The organism is Acidocella aquatica (assembly GCF_030160635.1).
In the GTDB taxonomy this organism is placed as follows: Bacteria; Pseudomonadota; Alphaproteobacteria; order Acetobacterales; family Acetobacteraceae; genus Acidocella; species Acidocella aquatica.
Genome location: NZ_BSOS01000007.1, coordinates 198,326 through 217,223 on the forward strand (window position 1 = coordinate 198,326; position 18,898 = coordinate 217,223).

The 18,898-nt window shown below is 65.8% G+C and carries 15 protein-coding genes; 12 read left to right on the forward strand and 3 right to left on the reverse strand.

What is annotated here, in order from left to right; translation table 11 throughout:
* The first annotated feature begins 148 nt into the window (after positions 1-148).
* The 10 genes from ptsP (at position 149) to glpX (ending at position 13,869) form a co-directional block, all read left to right on the forward strand.
* The gene (gene ptsP / locus QQJ84_RS03055) at positions 149-2,656 is read left to right on the forward strand and encodes a phosphoenolpyruvate--protein phosphotransferase (protein WP_284256493.1); all 2,508 of its coding nucleotides are present in this window, start codon (positions 149-151) and stop codon (positions 2,654-2,656) included.
* Positions 2,653-3,603 carry a 1-phosphofructokinase gene (gene pfkB / locus QQJ84_RS03060; protein ID WP_284256494.1) on the forward strand — a complete coding sequence of 317 codons (951 nt, stop codon included), beginning with the start codon at positions 2,653-2,655 and terminating at the stop codon, positions 3,601-3,603. Before ptsP ends, pfkB begins: the two co-directional genes overlap by 4 nt.
* Positions 3,600-5,279, forward strand: coding sequence for a fructose-specific PTS transporter subunit EIIC (locus tag QQJ84_RS03065; protein WP_284256495.1), 1,680 nt, complete (start codon positions 3,600-3,602; stop codon positions 5,277-5,279). Before pfkB ends, QQJ84_RS03065 begins: the two co-directional genes overlap by 4 nt.
* A 31-nt stretch (positions 5,280-5,310) precedes the next feature.
* The gene (locus QQJ84_RS03070) at positions 5,311-6,591 is read left to right on the forward strand and encodes a carbohydrate porin (RefSeq protein WP_284256496.1); all 1,281 of its coding nucleotides are present in this window, start codon (positions 5,311-5,313) and stop codon (positions 6,589-6,591) included.
* Between the two features lie 108 nt (positions 6,592-6,699).
* Positions 6,700-8,178: a glucose-6-phosphate dehydrogenase gene (zwf, locus tag QQJ84_RS03075; protein WP_284256497.1), complete on the forward strand. Its 1,479-nt coding sequence runs from the start codon at positions 6,700-6,702 to the stop codon at positions 8,176-8,178.
* Positions 8,175-8,846, forward strand: a complete 672-nt coding sequence (pgl, locus tag QQJ84_RS03080) for a 6-phosphogluconolactonase (protein ID WP_284256498.1) — start codon at positions 8,175-8,177, stop codon at positions 8,844-8,846. Before zwf ends, pgl begins: the two co-directional genes overlap by 4 nt.
* A 2-nt stretch (positions 8,847-8,848) precedes the next feature.
* On the forward strand, positions 8,849-10,672 hold the full coding sequence (gene edd, locus QQJ84_RS03085) for a phosphogluconate dehydratase (protein ID WP_284256499.1): 1,824 nt from the start codon (positions 8,849-8,851) through the stop codon (positions 10,670-10,672).
* Complete coding sequence (gene eda / locus QQJ84_RS03090; protein WP_284256500.1) at positions 10,669-11,316, forward strand: bifunctional 4-hydroxy-2-oxoglutarate aldolase/2-dehydro-3-deoxy-phosphogluconate aldolase; 648 nt, start codon at positions 10,669-10,671, stop codon at positions 11,314-11,316. The genes edd and eda overlap by 4 nt, the downstream gene beginning before the upstream one ends.
* Positions 11,309-12,889, forward strand: coding sequence for a glucose-6-phosphate isomerase (pgi, locus tag QQJ84_RS03095; RefSeq protein WP_284256501.1), 1,581 nt, complete (start codon positions 11,309-11,311; stop codon positions 12,887-12,889). The genes eda and pgi overlap by 8 nt, the downstream gene beginning before the upstream one ends.
* Positions 12,886-13,869 (forward strand): class II fructose-bisphosphatase, encoded by a 984-nt coding sequence (gene glpX, locus QQJ84_RS03100; protein ID WP_284256502.1) that lies wholly within the window; start codon positions 12,886-12,888, stop codon positions 13,867-13,869. The genes pgi and glpX overlap by 4 nt, the downstream gene beginning before the upstream one ends.
* Before the next feature lie 31 nt (positions 13,870-13,900).
* Here glpX and QQJ84_RS03105 read toward each other — a convergent pair whose 3' ends face one another.
* Positions 13,901-16,480, reverse strand: a complete 2,580-nt coding sequence (locus tag QQJ84_RS03105) for a cation-translocating P-type ATPase (RefSeq protein WP_284256503.1) — start codon at positions 16,478-16,480, stop codon at positions 13,901-13,903.
* Between the two features lie 116 nt (positions 16,481-16,596).
* On the opposite strand from QQJ84_RS03105, the gene QQJ84_RS03110 reads away from it, so the two are divergent.
* Together QQJ84_RS03110 and QQJ84_RS03115 are read left to right on the forward strand one after the other, a co-directional pair.
* On the forward strand, positions 16,597-17,295 hold the full coding sequence (locus tag QQJ84_RS03110; RefSeq protein WP_284256505.1) for a VIT1/CCC1 transporter family protein: 699 nt from the start codon (positions 16,597-16,599) through the stop codon (positions 17,293-17,295).
* A 20-nt stretch (positions 17,296-17,315) separates the two neighbouring features.
* Positions 17,316-17,861 (forward strand): cytochrome b, encoded by a 546-nt coding sequence (locus tag QQJ84_RS03115; RefSeq protein WP_284256506.1) that lies wholly within the window; start codon positions 17,316-17,318, stop codon positions 17,859-17,861.
* A 100-nt stretch (positions 17,862-17,961) separates the two neighbouring features.
* Here the strand turns inward: QQJ84_RS03115 and QQJ84_RS03120 are convergent, their stop codons facing one another.
* Positions 17,962-18,372 carry a DUF3775 domain-containing protein gene (locus tag QQJ84_RS03120; protein ID WP_284256507.1) on the reverse strand — a complete coding sequence of 137 codons (411 nt, stop codon included), beginning with the start codon at positions 18,370-18,372 and terminating at the stop codon, positions 17,962-17,964.
* 74 nt (positions 18,373-18,446) lie between these two features.
* On the reverse strand, positions 18,447-18,833 hold the full coding sequence (msrB, locus tag QQJ84_RS03125) for a peptide-methionine (R)-S-oxide reductase MsrB (RefSeq protein WP_456304807.1): 387 nt from the start codon (positions 18,831-18,833) through the stop codon (positions 18,447-18,449).
* Positions 18,834-18,898 lie beyond the last annotated feature (65 nt).

An 18,898-nucleotide genomic window follows, 5' to 3' on the forward strand; every position in this document is an offset into this window, starting at 1 on the left:
TCGTTCTCACAAACATCAGCATAATAACCTATTATAATGCAAGCAATTCGCATGAAGACGCTAAAAAATCTCAAAATAGGCAGCATAGTGCTTGACAAGCACCTATGAAATCGTTTTCAGTGTCAACAAGGTTACGGGGAAAACATCCATGTCATCAAATCTGCCAAATGCCCTTCTGGGGCGCGAACTCGTCCGTCTTAACGCCGCACCGGCGAACAAGGAGGCCGCCATCACGGAGGCCTGCCAGCTTCTGGTTGCCGCAGGTTGCGTGGCGCCGGATTTCGCCGCCAGCATGCTGCGGCGCGAGGCGGTGGCGAACACCTACCTCGGCCATGGCGTCGCCATCCCGCACGGGCTGGTCGAGGACAAGGATATGGTCCGCCGCGACGGCATCGCCATTTTGCAGGTGCCGGGCGGGATTGAGTGGAACCCTGGGCAGACCGCGCAGCTTATCGTCGCCATCGCGGCGCGCGGGGATACCCACATCGCCATCCTGCGCCGCCTCACCCGGCTGATCCAGGACGAAGCACGGCTGGCGGCGCTCTGCACCACGCGCGACGCGGGCGAAATCGTCCACGCCCTGACGCAGGACACGCCGATGGTTGCCGCCGCGCCGGTCGCGGATATGGACCAGAAATTTGACTGGGTGGTGGATTACCCCACCGGGCTGCACGCCCGCCCCGCCGCCGCCTGGGTGGATACGGTGCGTGCCACCGGCCTGCGCGTGCAGGTGCGCCACGGCAACGAGGCCGCCGATGCGCGCAACCTGGTCGCTCTGCTGCAGCTGGGCCTGCGCGCGGGCGATACGGTGACAATCTCCGCCGAGGGCGAGGACGCCGCCGCCGGGCTGGCCCGGTTGCGCGCGCGCATCACCGGCCTCACCGCGCAGGAGGTGGCGGATGCCGCCAAAGCCGCCGCCCGCGCCGCCGCCCCGGTGCATGGATGGACGCCACCAGGCCAGCCCCACATCATTGCCGGCCTTGCCGCCAGCCCCGGCATCGCCATCGGCCCGCTGCATGTGCTGGCGGCCGCCGAGGTCGTCATCCCCGACGAGCCCGTCTCCCTCACCGAGGGCGGCAACGCCCTGCACGAGGCGCTGACCGCGACCCGCCAGCAGATGACCGCGCTGGTGGACGACACCACGCGCCGCCTCGGCGCCTCTGACGCCGCCATCTTCAAGGCGCAGGCCGAATTGTTGAACGACAGCGACCTTATCACCCTCACCTGCCAGCTCATGGTTGAGGGCCATGGCGTGGCCTGGGCCTGGAACGAGGCGATCGAGCGCATGGCCGCCAGCCTCTCCGCCCTGGGCAACCCTGTTCTGGCCGGGCGGGCCGCGGATATGCGCGATGTCGGCCGGCGCGTGCTCACCTGGCTGGCGCCTTCGGTCACCTTCGGCTCGCTGCAGGACCTGCCCGAGCAGCCCTGCATCCTCGCCGCCGCCGATCTCTCGCCGTCCGACACCGCCGGGCTGGATATGAGCCGAGTCATCGGCCTCGCCATGGCGCTGGGCGGCCCGACCTCGCACACCGCCATTCTGGCGCGCACGCTGGGCCTGCCCGCGATCGTGGCGGGCGGCAACGCCGTGCTGGAGGCAAAATCGGGCACCATGGCGATCCTCGATGGCCAGACCGGGCGGCTGTATCTCGACCCATCGGCCGATGACATCGCCTCAGCGCAAGCCTGGGCCGCCGAGCTTGCCGCCAAACAGGCGCTGGCAGCGCAAAAGCGCGGCGAGCCCGCCACCACCACCGATGGCCACCGCGTCGAGATCGGCGCCAACGTCAACCGGCCGGACCAAGTGCCCATGGCCATTGCCGAGGGCGGGGAGAGCGTGGGGCTGATGCGCACCGAGTTCCTGTTTCTGGAAACCGGCGCCACCCCCACCGAGGAGGAGCAGTTCGCCACCTATCGCGGCATGATCGACGCGCTCGCGGGGCGCCCGCTCATCATCCGCGCGCTCGATATCGGCGGCGACAAGCAGGTTGCGCATCTGCACCTGCCGCATGAGGAAAACCCGTTCCTCGGCGTGCGCGGCGCGCGGCTGCTGCTGCGCCGGCCGGATTTGCTGCACCCGCAGCTGCGCGCCATCTACCGCGCCGCCGCTCAAGGGGGGGATGTCTCGATCATGTTCCCGATGGTCACCACGGTGGATGAAATCCTGCGTCTGCGGCAAATCTGCGAGGAAATCCGCACCACGTTGAACGCCCCCGTGCTGCCGCTGGGCATCATGATCGAGGTGCCTGCCGCCGCCATCCAGGCGGACAATCTGGCGCAGCATTGCGACTTCTTCTCCATCGGCACCAACGACCTGACACAGTACACGCTGGCGATCGACCGGCAGAACCCGGACCTGGCCGCCGAAGCTGACAGCCTGCACCCGGCCGTGCTGCGGCTGATCGCGCAGACAGTGGCCGGGGCGCGCAAGCATGGCCGCTGGGTCGGCGTGTGCGGCGGCATCGCGGGCGACCCGTTCGGCGCCGCGCTGCTCGCCGGGCTGGGGGTGAACGAACTCTCCATGACCCCGCGCGATATCGCGGCGGTGAAGGCCCGGCTGCGCGAGGCTGATTTCGCCGCGCTGCAGTCCCTGGCCGCCAACGCCCTTGCCGCCGCCACCGCCGCGCAGGTGCGCGCCCTGGATGGAGCCGGCGCATGACCCGCGTCGTCACCCTCACGCTCAACCCGGCCATCGATGAGACGGTGATGCTGGATCGCCTGCGCCCCGGCCATGTGCATCGCGCCAGCGGTGTTGCCTTCCATCCCGGCGGCAAGGGCGTGAATGTCGCGAGCTGCCTCGCCGATTGGGGGCAGCCCGTGATCGCCACCGGTATTCTCGGGCGCGGCAATGCCGGTACGTTCGAGGCGCTGTTCGCCGCCAAGCATATCACCGATGCCTTCCTGCGCGTGGCGGGCGAGACGCGCACCAACATCAAGCTCAGCCACGACGGCGAGACGACCGATATAAACCTGCCCGGCCTGAAGATTTCCTCCGAGGATAGCGCACGGATTTTTGAGCAGACGGTTGCGCTGGCGGATCTGGATACGCTGGTGGTGCTGGGCGGCAGCCTGCCCGAGGGCATCGCCGAGAATATCTACGCCGGTCTCACCATGGCCTTGCAGGAACGCGGGGCGCGCGTGCTGCTCGACACCAGCGGCCTGCCCCTCACCCGCGCGCTGCAGGCCACGCAACTGCCTTATTGCATCAAGCCGAACCGCGCGGAGCTGGAATTTTACGCAGGTTGCACCCTGAATTCCGACGAATCGCTGATCGAGGCCGCGCACCGGCTGATCGCCCGTGGCGTGACCCTCGTGGCCATCTCACTGGGGGCGGATGGCGCGTTGTTCGTCACCGCGCAAGCCGTGTTGCGCGCCGCCCTGCCCGCCTTGCGCGTGACCAGCACGGTCGGCGCCGGGGACGCCATGGTTGCGGGCATCATCGCCGCTTTATCTGAAAACGCCGGGCTGGAAGCCACCGCCCGCCTCGCCACCGCCTTCGCCACCGCCAAACTGCAACAGGCGGGCGCGAATCTACCCGCGCGCCAGATCGTTGAGACGCTCTGCGCGCAAGTACAAATTACCAAACAGGGAGACGACAAACCATGAGTGAGATTATCGCGTCGGTTACCGCCGGCGATGTTACCGTAAACGGCGTTCTCGCCGCCGAGGCTTTGCGCAAGGCTGCAAAATCCTCCGGCAAGAGCATCGAGGTTGAGGTGCGCACCAATGAGGGCGTGCTGAACCCGCTCGGCGCCCAGCAGATTGCCGGCGCCAGGCTTGCCGTGCTGGTCGGCAACACCGACGCCGCCGACAGCCGTTTCGCAGGCATCAAAAGCATCCGCGCCACCATCGGCGAAGTGCTGGCCGACGCCGGCGCCGTGCTGAGCGGCAGCAAGCCCGTGAGCGTGCCGAAGAAGATCGTCGCCATCACCTCCTGCCCCACCGGCATCGCGCATACGTTCATGGCGGCCGAAGGCTTGCAGCAGGCCGCCGCCGCGATGGGCCATGAGATCCGCGTGGAGACGCAAGGCTCCGTCGGCTCGCAGACCCCGCTGACCGATGCCGAAATCGCCGCCGCCGATCTGGTGGTCATCGCCGCCGACAAGCAGGTGGACCTTGGCCGCTTCGCCGGCAAGCGCGTGTTCCAGAGCGGCACCAAGCCCGCGATCAACGATGGCCAGAACCTCATCACCAAGGCCTTCGCGGAAGCCGCCATGCAGGGCGGGGGCGCAAAAGCCGCCAGCGCGGCGCCGCAGAAAACCGGCGCCTACAAGCATCTGATGTCGGGCGTCTCGTTCATGATCCCCTTCGTCACCGCGGGCGGGCTGCTCATCGCGCTCGCCTTCGCCTTCGGCGGCATCTACGCAACCGACCCCTCGCACGCCAACACCTTCGCAGGCGCGCTGTTTGAGATCGGCGCCAAATCCGCCTTTACGCTGTTCGTGCCGATCCTGGGCGGGTTTATCGCCTATTCCATAGCCGACCGCCCCGGCCTGGCGCCGGGCATGATCGGCGGCCTGCTCTCCTCGCTGCTCGGCGCAGGGTTTCTGGGCGCCATCGCCGCCGGGTTCCTGGCCGGTTACAGCACGCTTTATCTCAACCGTTACATCAAGCTGCCGCGCAGCATGGAAGGCTTGAAGCCGGTGCTCATCCTGCCGCTGCTCGGCACGCTGATCACCGGTCTGCTCATGGTCTATGTCATCGGCACGCCGATTGCTGAAATCCTTGCCTTCCTCACCAATTTCCTCAAATCCATGCAGGGTTCCTCGGCCATTATCCTCGGCCTGCTGCTCGGCGCGATGATGGCGTTCGACATGGGCGGCCCGGTGAACAAGGCCGCCTATACCTTCGCGGTCGGCCTGCTCTCCGCCCAGGTCTACACGCCGATGGCCGCGGTGATGGCCGCTGGCATGACCCCGCCGCTGGCCATCGCGCTGGCGACCCGCCTGTTCCCTGCCCGCTTCTCCGAGGAAGAACGCGAAGCGGGGCTTTCCACCGGAGCGCTCGGCCTCTCCTTCATCACCGAAGGCGCCATCCCCTTCGCGGCGCGCGACCCCTTCCGCGTCATCCCCTGCACCGTCGCCGGGTCTGCCGTCGCCGGGGCCATTTCCATGGCATCAGGCGTGCAGCTGAAGGTTCCGCATGGCGGCATCTTCGTGCTGCCGATCCCCGATGCGGTCACGCATCTTGGTTTCTACGTCATCGCACTGGTGGCGGGAACCGCCGTCACCGCGCTGATGCTTGGCGTGGTGAAGAAAAACTTCGTCGAAAAAACCGTCTAACCCACGCATAAAGTCAACAGGATACAGGATAATGCTAAAAAAATTCATCTACACCGCTGGCGTCTCCATGCTGGCCCTCGGCACCGCACAGGCACAAACCAGCACGGCGCCAACCCTTGGCCAAAAATTGTTCGATGATGGCGTGTCGATCTCGCTGAACTACACAGGCGAGGCCGCCGCCAACCCCTCTGGCGGTATCCGCCAGGGGGGAGACTACGCCGGGCAGGTGTTCCTCGGCGGCGATTTTGACATGAGCAAAATCGCCGGACTGACAGGCACCAGCGTGCATATCGCGCTCACCCAGCGCCACGGCCGCAACCTCGCGGCTGATTACATCGGCAACAACACCTCGGTGCAGGAGGTGTTCGGCACGCAGAATGTCCACCTGGCCTATTTCACCATCGAACAGAAACTGTTCAATGACCGGCTGGATATCACCGCGGGCCGCACGGTTGCCAACATCGCCTTCCTCAACTCGCCGCTCTATTGTCAGTTCCAGTCCAACTCGGCCTGCGGCAACCCGACCTTCATCTTCAAGGACAGCAATTTCACCTACTTCCCCGCGTCCAGCTGGGGCGGCGATGCGAAATTCCTGTTCACGCCCGATAGCTACATCCATGCCGGGCTGTATGAGGTGAACCCGGTCGACAAAACCTTCCTGGCGCATGGTTTCGATCTCTCCGGCAACCATGCCACCGGCGTCGTCGTTCCGGCCGAGCTTGGCTACACCCCGGATGGCAATCTCTACGCCATTGGCGGCTGGTATGACACCGGCGCCTATTCCGACCCGCTGAACGATGCCACCGGCCAGCCGGCCCTGCTCGCCGGCCAGCCCTACGCCACGCACCACGATCGTTCCGGCATGTTCCTGCGCTTCAACCAGACGGTTGACTCCACCGGGCTTGCCGTGTTCGGCGTGTTCATGACCAAGCTCAGCGGCGAGGTGAACGAGAACCAATATTACGAGCTGGGCGCCGTGCAGACCGGCACCTTCGCCGGGCGCAGCCAGGACACCATCGGCTTTGTCGTCAACGATCAGGAATTCTCCAACGCGTTCCTGAACAACATTGCCCTGGCGCGTGAATCTGTGGGCGGAACAGGCAATATCGCGCACCGTGAGATCATGATGGAGCTGAACTACGACGCCAAGCTCACCCCATGGATGACCGCGACGCCGAACGTCCAGTACATCATCAACCCGGATCAGTCCGCTGAGCCGTACCGCAAGACCAACATCAAGAACGCCTTCGTTGTCGGTCTTAAATTCACCGTCGACCTCGCCCGTCTAGGCGGCTTCGCACCGCCGCAGTAAGCGGGGGATCCGGGACCGCGCCGTGGCGCGGCGTGGTCCCGGATGTCTATTTGCCTTCACAGGCATTAGCGTACAATTTGCCCGCGCCACCGTGAACAAGGAATTGCCATGACCAGCCGCGTCATCCCCGTTGTCCCATTTGTACTTGTGGTATTCGGCGCCACCGGCGACCTGGCCCGGCGCAAGCTGCTCCCCGCCATGTTCCACCGCGACATGGCGGGACAATTGCCCGAGGCTGCAAAAATCATCGGTGCCGCGCGCGGCAAGCTCACCGCGGATGCCTTCATTGCCCTCGCGCGCGAGTCGATCATCGAGCATGTCCCCGCCGAGGAGCGCAGCGAAGCCGATGTCGAGCGTTTCATCGCCCGGCTGGATTATCGCGCCGTGGAGGCTGATGACGATGGCGGCTGGCAAGAGCTGGCCCAGGCGCTTGCCTCCTACCGTGAGCGCGTCAACGTATTTTATCTCGCCACCGGCCCCGCCCTGTTCGGGCCCATCTGCGAGCGGCTTGGCCGCTTTGGCATGGCGCATGGCAATGCCCGTGTGGTGGTGGAGAAGCCGATTGGCAAAAACCTTGAATCCGCCAAGGAACTGAACGCGGCCATCGGCAAGGTCTTCCCCGAGGACCGGGTTTATCGCATCGACCATTACCTCGGCAAGGAGGCCGTGCAGAACCTCATGGCGCTGCGTTTCGCCAACGGGTTGTTCGAGCCGTTATGGGATGCCGCGCATATAGACCATGTGCAGATCACCGTTGCCGAAAGCCTGGGCGTGGAAGGCCGCGCCGGGTATTATGACACTGCGGGCGCCCTGCGCGACATGGTGCAAAACCATATTTTGCAATTGCTGTGCCTGGTGGCCATGGAACCCCCCGCGCGGCTGGACGCCGATGCCGTGCGCGACGAAAAACTGAAGGTGCTGCGCGCGTTGAAGCCGATTGCCGATGCGCTCTCCACACAGGCGGTGGTGCGCGGCCAATACCGCGCGGGCGCCTCCGCCGGCGGCGCGGTGCGCGGATATCTCGACGAGCTGGGCGCGGAGACCAGCACCACCGAAACCTTCGTGGCGCTGAAGGCCGAGGTGCAGAACTGGCGCTGGGCCGGGGTGCCGTTTTATCTGCGCACCGGCAAGAGAATGCCCGAGCGTGTGTCCGATATCGTCATCACCTTCCGCCCGCCGCCGCATTCGGTGTTCGACGCCTCCGCCGGGCCGATCGAGGCCAATAAGCTGGTCATCCGCCTGCAACCTGACGAGGGGGTGAAGCTCTGGCTGATGACCAAGGACCCCGGGCCGGGCGGCATGCGCCTGCGCTCCGTGCCGCTGGACATGAGCTTCGCCAACGCCTTCCAGGTTCGCAACCCGGATGCGTATGAGCGCCTGGTGCTCGATGTAGTGCGCGGCAACCAGACGCTCTTTATGCGCCGCGACGAAGTTGAAGCCGCGTGGACGTGGATCGAGCCGATTCTCGAAGCCTGGTCGAACGCGGCGGAGCTGCCCAAACCCTACACCGCCGGCACCTGGGGCCCCTCGGCGGCGGTGGCGCTGATCGAGCGCGATGGCCGCACCTGGCTGGATGGCGGCGCATGATGCATGAATTCTCCTCCCCCGCAGCGCTGGCTGACGCACTGGCCGATGCCGTGGCGGCCGCGCTCGCCGCGCGGCTGGCGCGCGAGGGCGCGGCGGCGCTCGCGGTTTCCGGCGGCACCACGCCGGTGAAATTTCTGCAGGCGCTGTCAGCGAAAGCCATCAATTGGTCACGCGTGACCGTGACCCTTGTGGATGACCGCTGGGTGGCGGAATCTTCCGCGCGCTCCAACGCCGCGCTGGTTAAAAACCATCTGCTGCAAGGCCCGGCGGCGCAGGCGGCATTTGTGCCGCTGGTGAACGGCGCGGCCACGCCCGAGGCCGGGCTTGCCGAAGTGGAACAGGCGATTGCCGCTCTGCCCCTGCCCTTCGCGGCGATCGTGCTCGGCATGGGGCTCGATGGCCACACGGCCTCCTTCTTCCCCGGCGGCGACCGGCTGGCCGAAGCCCTTGCCCCCAGCCACGGCCAGCGCGTGGAGAGCATGCGCGCACCCGCCGCCGTTGAACCGCGCATCACGCTTACCCTGCCGGTATTGCTGCAGGCCGATTTCGTGGCGCTGCATATCGAGGGCGCCGCCAAGCGCGAATTATTGCAAAGCGGCGCGGCGAAACTGCCGGTCCGCGCCGTACTCGCCCGCAACCCCGCACCCGCTATTTTCTGGAGTCCCTAAGCATGGTTCACCCCCGTATTCAGGACATCACCAGCCGCATCATCGCCCGCAGCGAACCGGCGCGCTCTGCCTATCTGGCGCGCATAGCGGCGGCAAAAAGTGAAAAGCCCCAGCGCCGGGCGCTGGGTTGCGCCAATCAGGCGCATGGCTTCGCCGCCTGCGCGCCAGGTGACAAAGCCGTGCTGCGCACCGGCGATGGCGCCAGCCTCGGCATCGTGACCGCCTATAACGACATGCTCTCGGCCCATCAGCCTTATGAACATTTCCCCGACATCATCCGCGCCGCCGCGCGCGCCGCCGGTGGCGTGGCGATGGTGGCCGGCGGTGTGCCCGCGATGTGCGACGGCATCACCCAGGGCGAGGCGGGAATGGAACTCTCGCTGTTCTCGCGCGATGTCATCGCCCTTTCAACCGCCGTGGCGCTCTCGCACAAAACCTTCGATGCCGCGGTCTTCCTCGGCATTTGCGACAAGATCGTGCCGGGTCTGGTCATCGGCGCGCTCTCCTTCGGGCATCTGCCCGCCGTCTTCATCCCCGCCGGGCCCATGACCTCGGGCCTGCCGAATGACGAGAAGTCGCGCATCCGCCAGCTCTATGCCGAAGGCAAGGTGAGCCGCGAGGAGCTGCTGGACGCCGAGGCAAAATCCTACCACGGCCCCGGCACCTGCACCTTCTACGGCACGGCGAACACCAACCAGATGATGATGGAGATCATGGGTCTGCATCTTCCTGGTGCTGCCTTCATCAATCCGAACACGCCGCTGCGCGATGCACTCACCACCGCCGCCACGCAACGCGCCATGGCCATCACCGCCGCCGGAAATGATTATACGCCGATCGGCCTGATCCTGGACGAACGCGCGTTCGTGAATGGCATCGTGGGCCTGCACGCCACCGGCGGCTCGACCAACCATACGCTGCATCTCGTCGCGATGGCGGCGGCGGCGGGCATCACCCTCACCTGGGATGATTTCTCCGATCTGGCCGAGGTCACGCCGCTGCTCACGCGCATCTACCCCAACGGCTCGGCCGATGTGAATCACTTCCATGCCGCCGGCGGCACCGGATTTGTCATCCGGGAATTATTGTCTGCTGGTTTGCTGCATGAGGATGTGCGCACCGTGGCGGGCGGCGGCCTTGGGGCCTATGCGGCGGAGCCAAAGCTGGTGGAGGGCCAGGTGGCATGGTTCCCCGCCCCCGAGGCCAGCGGCAACGCCAGCGTGCTGCGCGGCATCGCTGATCCCTTCCAGCCCACCGGCGGCCTGCGCGTGCTTGATGGCGCGCTCGGCCGCGCGGTCATCAAAACCTCCGCTGTAAAGCCGGAGCGGCATATCATCGAGGCTCCCGCGAAGATCTTTCATTCGCAGGAAGAGGTGCAGGCGGCGTTCAAGGCGGGCGAACTCAACCAGGATACGGTGGTCGTCGTACGCTTCCAGGGGCCAAAGGCCAACGGCATGCCCGAGCTGCACAAGCTGATGCCGCCGCTGGGGGTGCTGCAAGACAAAGGCTACCGCGTGGCGCTGGTGACCGATGGCCGGCTCTCCGGCGCCTCCGGCAAGGTTCCGGCGGCCATTCATGTCACCCCGGAAGCCGCCGATGGCGGGGCTATCGGCAAGCTGCGCGATGGCGACATGATCCGCGTGGACGGCACCAACGGCCATCTCACCATTCTGGTGGCACCCGATGTATGGGCCGCGCGCACACTGGCAACCGCCGATCTTTCCGCCAACCATTACGGTACCGGGCGCGATCTGTTCGCCGCCTTCCGCCACGCTGTCAGCACCGCCGATACGGGTGCGAGCATATTCACAAAGGGCCTCGCATGAACCTCGAAACCATTTTGCGCGCAGCACCGGTGATCCCGGTTGTCATCATCGACCATCTCTCGCAGGCGGTGCCGCTCGCGCGCGCGCTTGTCGCCGGGGGATTGCCGGTGATTGAAATCACCTTGCGCACCGCCGTGGGGCTGGAGGCCATTCGCGCCATCGCGGCGGAAGTGCCTGATGCGATCGTTGGCGCCGGCACCGTGCTGAGTGGCGCGCAGTTTGAAAAAACCGTGACGGCGGGCGCCAAATTCGCGGTCTCGCCCGGCGCCACCGAGGCCCTGCTTGATGCCGTGGCCGGGGCGCAGGTCAAACTGCTTCCCGGTATCGCCACCGCCTCCGAGGCGATGCGGCTGATCGAACGGGGCTATGAGTTCGCCAAGCTCTTCCCCGCCGAAGCCTCCGGCGGGGCTGCGTTTTTATCGTCCATCGCCTCGCCGCTGCCGCAGCTTAAATTCTGCCCGACCGGCGGGATCACGCCGGATTCAGCGCCCCGGTATCTGAAGCTGCCCAACGTGATCTGCATCGGCGGCTCCTGGATGGTGAACCGCGCGATGATCGCCGCCGGGGACTGGAGCGGGATCACCGCCGCCGCCGCGCAGGCCGCGGCGTTGAATATCCACCGGAGGAGTGCGGCGCATGGATAAACTATGGACCGAGCTGGCGGCGGCGCAGCAGGCCACCCCCTCCCTGCGCGCGTTGTTCGCGCAAAACCCTGACCGTTTCGCTGAATTTTCCGCCGGGCTGGATGATCTGCTGCTCGATTATTCGAAGACCGGCCTGACGGAGACAACCCGCGCGCTGCTGCTGCAACTCGCCGAGGCAACTGAGGTTGCCCAAAAGCGCGACGCGATGTTCGCGGGGGAGAAGATCAACACCACGGAGAACCGCGCGGTGCTGCATACCGCCCTGCGCAACATTGCCAATACGCCGGTCTATGTGGACGGCGCGGATGTGATGCCCGAGGTGAACAAAACCTTCGACGCTCTGTTCAAGTTTGCCCAGGCCGTGCGCGCGGGCGAAATCACCGCCGCCGATGGCGGCGCGTTCAGCGATGTCATCAACATCGGCATCGGCGGCTCAGACCTCGGCCCGGCCATGGTCACCGGCGCACTGGCGCCTTATCATGATGGCCCGCGCGTGCATTTCGTCTCCAATGTGGATGGCGCACATCTGGCCGACACCATCCGCCCGCTCGACCCCGCGCGCACGCTCATCATCGTCGCCTCCAAAACCTTCACCACCATCGAGACCATGACCAACGCCCATTCGGCGCGGCAATGGATTGTGGAGGCGCTGGGCGAACAGGCGGTGGCGCGGCATTTCGCCGCTGTGTCAACCGCGCTGGACAAGGGCGCGGTGTTCGGGATTCTGCCTGAGCGGACCTTCGGATTCTGGGACTGGGTGGGTGGGCGCTATTCCATCTGGTCGGCCATCGGCCTGCCGGTGATGCTGGCCATCGGCCCAGAAAATTTCCGTGAATTCCTCACCGGCGCGCATGAGATGGACCAGCATTTCCGCACCGCGCCCTTTGCTAACAATCTGCCCGTGCTGCTCGCCCTCACCGGGATATGGCACCGCAACATCTGCGGCCACGCGGCGCGCGCGGTGTTGCCATATGATCAGCGCCTCGCGCGCTTTCCCGCGTATCTGCAACAGCTTGACATGGAGTCCAACGGCAAGCGCGTGCGCAAGGATGGCAGCGCCGTGACGCAGGCCACCGGCCCGCTCGTGTGGGGCGAACCCGGCACCAACGGCCAGCATGCCTTCTACCAGCTTCTGCACCAGGGCACCGCGGTTATTCCTTGCGAGTTCCTCATCGCGGCGCAGGGGCATGAGCCGGCCATGCGTGAGCACCATAATCTGCTCATCGCCAATTGCCTGGCGCAGACGCGCGCCTTGATGCTCGGCCGCACGCTGGAGGAAGCCCACGGCAACCCGCACCGCGTGTTCCCCGGCAACCGCCCCTCGGTCACCATTGCCTATAACAAGCTGACCCCGCGCACCCTCGGGCGGCTCATCGCATTATACGAGCACCGCGTGTTCGTCGAAGCCGCCATCTGGGGCATCAATGCGTTCGACCAATGGGGCGTGGAACTCGGCAAGGAGCTTGCCACCGGGTTGCTGCCCATCGTCGCCAGCGGCCGGCCCGACCAAAGTGCCGATTCCTCAACCGCAGGGCTTGTTCTGCATCTTACCAAAAAGGATACCGCGCCATGATGAAGACCAACCCCACCGTATGGGACAGAAACCTGGCGCTTGAGCTGGTGCGCGTGACCGAGGCCGCCGCCATCGCCGCCTCGCGCTGGATCGGCCGGGGCAAAAAGAACGAAGCCGACGGCGCGGCGGTGGAGGCCATGCGCAAGGCGTTTGACACCGTGGCGATCTCGGGCACCGTGGTCATCGGCGAAGGCGAGATGGACGAGGCGCCGATGCTCTTCATCGGCGAGAAAGTCGGTTGCGGCGGCCCGGCGATGGATATTGCGGTGGACCCGCTCGAAGGCACCGAAATCGCCGCCAAGGGCGCGCCCAACGCGCTCGCCGTGGTCGCACTCGCAGAGCACGGCAATTTTTTGCACGCGCCGGATGTGTATATGGACAAGATCGCCGTCGGCCCCGGCCTGCCGGAAGGCATCGTCTCCCTCGCCGCCCCGGTGGCCGAGAACCTGCGCAACCTCGCCCAGGCGAAACGTTGCGAGATTGCGGATCTGATGGTGTGCATACTGGAGCGTGAGCGCCACCAGGAGATCATCGCCCGCTGCCGCGAGGCGGGCGCGCGGATCACCCTGATCGGCGAAGGCGATGTGGCGGGCGTTATCGCCGCCTCCCAGCCGGAGACCGGCATTGATATGTATCTCGGCTCCGGCGGCGCGCCGGAGGGCGTTCTGGCGGCGGCGGCGCTGCGCTGCACCGGCGGGCAGATGCAGGGGCGCCTGCTCTTTGAGGACCAGGCGCAGATAGACCGCGCAAGAACCATGGGCATCACCGATCCCAGCCGCATCTACAGCATGACCGATATGGCCAAGGGAGATGTGATGTTCGCGGCGACCGGCATCACCTCCGGCCAGATGCTGCGCGGCGTGCAGCGCTTTGGCCATGGCGCCAGAACGCATTCCATCGTGATGCGCAGCAAATCCGGCACGGTGCGCTTCATCGAGGCGCACCATAATTTCCGGACCAAAACCTGGGGCAATGAATAGTAGCGCAACAGAGGTACACGGCGCGGCCGGTTCAGCTTAACCCGCGCCCCGATATGCCGCCGCGGCGAAAGCGCCGGAGCACCCACGCCACCAGCTCATTCACGGCAAAGCTACCGGCGGCGGCGGCCATGGCGAGCACGATCTGGCGCGCGCCCAGCGGCCCGAACCCGAAGAGATGGCGCAGCCACGGCACCGCCAGCGTTGCGATCAACGATGGCAGCGTGATCGCAACAACAATCCCCAATGCCTGGTTTGGCTTCAACAAGGCGCGCACGGCGCTGGAATCCAGCCCCTTGTTGGTTAGCACCAGCCCCAAATTACCCAGCACCAGCGTAACAAATGCCATCGCCCGGGCCGTGGCCTCACCCCCCGGCCCGCCCGCGCCCGCCAGAAATATCAGGAGCGCCATGGCCAGCACCACAACGCCCTGCCCAAGCCCCCGCAACAGCAACGCCAAATTAAACAGCGACGCGCCGGGCAGCCGGGGAGGCCGGGACATCACGCCATCGTCTTCCGGTTCCGCCTCAAACACGATGGAGGATGCCGGATCGATGATCAGCTCCAGGAAGACCACATGGATCGGCCCGAGCAGCGAGGGCCAGCCCAGCAGCACCGGAATGAGCGACATGCCGACAATCGGCACATGCACGGCGAGGATATAGGCGAAGGCCTTGCGCAAATTGCCGTCAATCCGCCGCCCGAGGCGGATGGCCGCGACCAGGCTGGTGAAATCATCATCGAGCAGCACCAGCGAAGCCGCTTCCCGCGCCACATCGGTGCCGCGCCCGCCCATGGCGACGCCGATATGCGCGGCTTTGAGCGAGGGGGCGTCGTTGACACCATCGCCCGTCATCGCCACGATCTCGCCATTGGCGGCGAAAGCCTGCACCAGCCGCAGCTTTTGTTCCGGCATGATACGGGCGAACACCCGCGCCTGCGCGACGCGCTGGCGCAGCGCCGGCTCATCCAGCATCGCGATTTCCTGGCCGGTGAGCACGCTGGCGCTGGCGATGCCGGCCTGCCGCGCGATCGCCAGCGCCGTCGCGGGGTGGTCTCCGGTGATCATGGCAACATCGATGCCAGCGCTGCGGCATGCCGCCACCGCCTCGCTCACGCCGGGGCGCAGCGGGTCGGCGAGGCCGGTCAGCCCCAGAAACGTATAGTCAAAATCATGCTGCGATTCTGGCCAGCCGGGCGCGGCATGCACCCCCTTGGCGATGGCCAGAACCCGCAGGCCCTCGTCCGCCATCCGCGCCACATCCAGCCGGAGCGCCTCCAGCGCGGGCGCCCCCATATGGCAAAGGTCCGCAACCGCCTCCGGCGCCCCCTTCGCCGCGATGACATAAGGGCCGCCGGGGCTGGCGCGCCACGCCTGAGACATCGCCAGCAGCCCCGCCTGGAGAGGATAGTGCCGCGCCAGCTCCCAGCCCGCGTGCAGATGCGCCGTATCGGCCAGAAACCGCTGGCCCAAGCGATGAAACGCCTGTTCCATCGGGTCAAACGGGTCCGCCTGGCTCGCCAGGATGGAGAATTCCACCAGCTCATGAAACGCCTCTGGCAGGGCCGGGGCCGTCTCCCCCATAGCGAGGCGCTGCTCCCCGGCCTTGAGCGCCGCCACCGACATGCGGTTCTGCGTCATGGTGCCGGTCTTGTCGGCGCAAAGCAGCGTCGCGGTGCCCAGCGCCTCGATCGCCGCCGAGCGGCGGGCCAGCACATGCCGCTGCGACAGGCGCCAGGCGCCCAGCACGAGGAAGATCGTGAGAACCAGAGGAAACTCCTCCGGCAGTGCTGCCATGGCGAGGGTGATGCCCGCGAGAACGGCCTGCAGCCACTGACCGTGCAGCAGCCCATAAACAATGGCCAGAACAATGGAAGCGCCGATACCCGCGGTGGCGAACACCCAGACGAGGCGGCGCATTTGCAGTTGCAGCGGCGCCGGTGCGGCCTCCACAGTCGCCAGGGATTTGCCGATCCGGCCGATGGCGCTACGCGGCCCCGTGGCGGTGACACGCGCGGTGCCGCTGCCACCAACAATCAGGCTGCCAGCCCAGACATAGGGGCTGTCATCGCCGCCGGGGATGGCTTGCGCGGTGCTTGCGGCACCGGCGCGCTTGCGTACGGGCACGGATTCGCCGGTGAGCAAAGCCTCGTCCACCTGCATGGCCCCGGCCTCAAGCAGCAGAGCATCCGCCGGAACCCGCTCACCCTCGTTCACGCTGATCAGATCCCCGCGCACCAGCTCGCGGGCGGGCAGGCGCAGGCGCTGCCCGCCGCGCCAGACCAGCGCCCGTGGGCTTGCGAGGTCGCGCAGCGCCGCCAGGGCATTTTCCGTGCGGGTTTCCTGCACCACCACCATGCCGACATTGAGCAGGGCAAAGCCCAGCAGGATCAGCGCCTCCGCCAGATTGCCGAGCAGCAGATAGATGACACCCGCACCCAGCAGCAGTTGCAGCATCGGCTCGCGCACGGCATCCCACGCGATGCGCGGCAAATGGCGGCGCTGGTCCTGCGGCAGTTCATTCGGCCCATCCAGGCGCAGCCGTTCCAGCGCCTCGGCCGAGGACAGCCCGGGGCCGCTACCGGACATAGCTGGGTCAATCGGTTTCGTCATATGGCGAGCCTAGAGCCAATCGAAACTGCCGCGCAATGTTACGCGCATTGATCTGGCTCAATATGCCTGCGGCCTGGGCGATGCTATAAGCGCGCCGGAAAAGGAATTTGACGCACATGATCGTACATATCCACACGGAAAACCATCTGATTGAGCGGACCGGCTGGCTGCGCGCCGCTGTTCTGGGCGCCAATGATGGCATTATCTCAACCGCCAGCCTTATCCTCGGCGTGGTCTCCGCCGGGGGAACACAGCACGATGCCCTGGTTGCGGGCGTCGCCGGGCTGGTCGCGGGCGCGATGGCGATGGCCGCTGGCGAATATGTCTCGGTAAGTTCACAGAGCGACACCGAGAACGCCGCGCTGGCCAAGGAGCGGCATGAGTTGGCGACATCCCCCGCCCATGAGGCGGAGGAGCTGGCGCAGATTTATGTCAACCGTGGCGTCGAGCCCGAGCTTGCGCGCGAAGTCTCGCGCCAGCTCATGGTCAAGGATGCGCTGGCCGCGCATGCCCGCGATGAGCTGGGTATTTCGCACACAACGGGCGCCAACCCCATTGAGGCCGCGCTCGCCTCGGCGCTGACATTCTCCGCCGGCGCCGCGGCGCCGCTGATTATCGCCGTGGTCTCACCGCTGACATTGGTGATGCCCGCCATCGGCATCGGCGCCATGCTCTTCCTGGCCGTGCTCGGCGCGGTGGGCGCCAAGGCGGGGGGCGCCGCGCCGCTGAAACCGGCCCTGCGCGTGCTCTTCTGGGGCGCGCTGGCCATGGCGGCGACAACCGGCATCGGCCGGCTGTTTGGCACCGTGGCCTGAACCCGGAGCACCCCGCGAACATGAATAACGCAACGGCCCCCGCCCGTTACGACGGCGTCTCCATCATCCTTCACTGGGCCACCGCGGCGCTGGTGGTGCTGCAATTCGGCTCGGCCGAGACCTGGGATTTTTTCCCCAAGGCCGTGCGGCATGTCATGATTACCGGGCATATGTCCTTCGGCGTGATCCTCACCGCGGTCATCGCGCTGCGCGTTTTATGGCGCCTGACCCCCGGCTACAGCGCACCCGCCGCCGGCTCTGAGCTTATGGACCGCGCCGCGAAGGCGATGCACCATACGCTATATGCGCTCATCGCCGCCGAAGTGCCCCTGGGCTTTTTCACGCGCTGGACCGATAATCACGCATTGAGCTTTTTCGGCCTGCTCATCGCCTCGCCCTTCGGCACCTTCTCAAAGGCGGCCGGCGGCTTTGTCGACGAAATTCATGATCTCAACGCCTGGCTGATCATGATCCTGGTTGCTGGCCACGCCCTGGCGGCGCTGTATCACCACTACCTCCTGCGCGACGATATTCTGCGCCGGATGCTGCCGCGGCGGGCGCGATAGAGCGTGATTGCCTCACGTCAATCACGCTCTATCTTATGTTTTACGGTCAATTTCATTGGTTTAGCTTGAATCGGCTGATTCAAGCTAAACCAATATTGATCTAATCCTGAACGCTCGCGCAGGAGAGTCCAAACTGCGCGAGCGCCTCCTCCAGGTAATCGGCCAGCAACGGAATGCCGAGCAGATAATCCGCCGTGCGCGCGTTATGGTCGCGCGCCGCCTCGCCCCGCAGCGCGTTCCAATCGCTGATATCGCCATCGCCTCGGCCGAGCCAGGTCATCGCCACCAAGTCTATCTGCGCATCCTCGTTCAAGGCCCATATCACGCTGGAAAGCTCCGTGCGCACCGGATCGTCAGAATGGTCCTCCAGCACGGCGCGCATATCATCATCACTCGCGTTGGAACCGGGGTCCGGGTCGGTCACCTCGTCCTTGGCGTCAAACTGCCGCGCCTTGGCGATAATGAAACAGATCGTTTCGAGAGCAATCGACAGGTTCGGTTCTTCGGCCATTTTTCCCTCGCTGTGTATAGAGCCTCTCTGCACGCAAGATTACTGCAAATCAGCAACAATTGCACGCCAAACCGTCATCCCGCCGCGGGCGTGAAACGCAGCGCCACGCCGTTCATGCAGTAGCGCAGGCCCGTCGGCGGCGGCCCGTCGGTGAACACATGCCCCAGATGCCCGCCGCAGCGCCGGCAATGCACCTCGGTGCGCTCCATGAAGAGCGAGTTGTCACTGGCGGTGAGCACGGCATCAGGCAGCGGCGCCCAGAAGCTCGGCCAGCCGGTGCCGCTGTCATATTTGGTTTTGGAGGAGAACAGCGGCAACGCGCACCCGGCGCAGCCAAAAATGCCCGCGCGGTGCTCGTTCAGCAGCGGGCTGGAAAACGGCGCCTCGGTGCCTTGTTGGCGCAGCACGTCATACGCCGCCGCGGACAGCAATTTTCGCCATTGCGCGTCGCTATGCGTCACCTCATAGGTTTGCGTGGCCCCGGCGGCGGTGCCGCCAAACAATACCGCGGCGGTGCCGCCAAACA

What these genes read in the sequence shown, in the direction of transcription:
- ptsP (WP_284256493.1), top strand. Translation starts at nt 149, where the DNA reads ATGTCATCAAATCTGCCAAATGCCCTTCTGGGGCGCGAACTCGTCCGT.
- pfkB (WP_284256494.1), top strand. Translation starts at nt 2,653, where the DNA reads ATGACCCGCGTCGTCACCCTCACGCTCAACCCGGCCATCGATGAGACG.
- QQJ84_RS03065 (WP_284256495.1), top strand. Translation starts at nt 3,600, where the DNA reads ATGAGTGAGATTATCGCGTCGGTTACCGCCGGCGATGTTACCGTAAAC.
- QQJ84_RS03070 (WP_284256496.1), top strand. Translation starts at nt 5,311, where the DNA reads ATGCTAAAAAAATTCATCTACACCGCTGGCGTCTCCATGCTGGCCCTC.
- zwf (WP_284256497.1), top strand. Translation starts at nt 6,700, where the DNA reads ATGACCAGCCGCGTCATCCCCGTTGTCCCATTTGTACTTGTGGTATTC.
- pgl (WP_284256498.1), top strand. Translation starts at nt 8,175, where the DNA reads ATGATGCATGAATTCTCCTCCCCCGCAGCGCTGGCTGACGCACTGGCC.
- edd (WP_284256499.1), top strand. Translation starts at nt 8,849, where the DNA reads ATGGTTCACCCCCGTATTCAGGACATCACCAGCCGCATCATCGCCCGC.
- eda (WP_284256500.1), top strand. Translation starts at nt 10,669, where the DNA reads ATGAACCTCGAAACCATTTTGCGCGCAGCACCGGTGATCCCGGTTGTC.
- pgi (WP_284256501.1), top strand. Translation starts at nt 11,309, where the DNA reads ATGGATAAACTATGGACCGAGCTGGCGGCGGCGCAGCAGGCCACCCCC.
- glpX (WP_284256502.1), top strand. Translation starts at nt 12,886, where the DNA reads ATGATGAAGACCAACCCCACCGTATGGGACAGAAACCTGGCGCTTGAG.
- QQJ84_RS03105 (WP_284256503.1), bottom strand. Translation starts at nt 16,480, where the DNA reads ATGACGAAACCGATTGACCCAGCTATGTCCGGTAGCGGCCCCGGGCTG.
- QQJ84_RS03110 (WP_284256505.1), top strand. Translation starts at nt 16,597, where the DNA reads ATGATCGTACATATCCACACGGAAAACCATCTGATTGAGCGGACCGGC.
- QQJ84_RS03115 (WP_284256506.1), top strand. Translation starts at nt 17,316, where the DNA reads ATGAATAACGCAACGGCCCCCGCCCGTTACGACGGCGTCTCCATCATC.
- QQJ84_RS03120 (WP_284256507.1), bottom strand. Translation starts at nt 18,372, where the DNA reads ATGGCCGAAGAACCGAACCTGTCGATTGCTCTCGAAACGATCTGTTTC.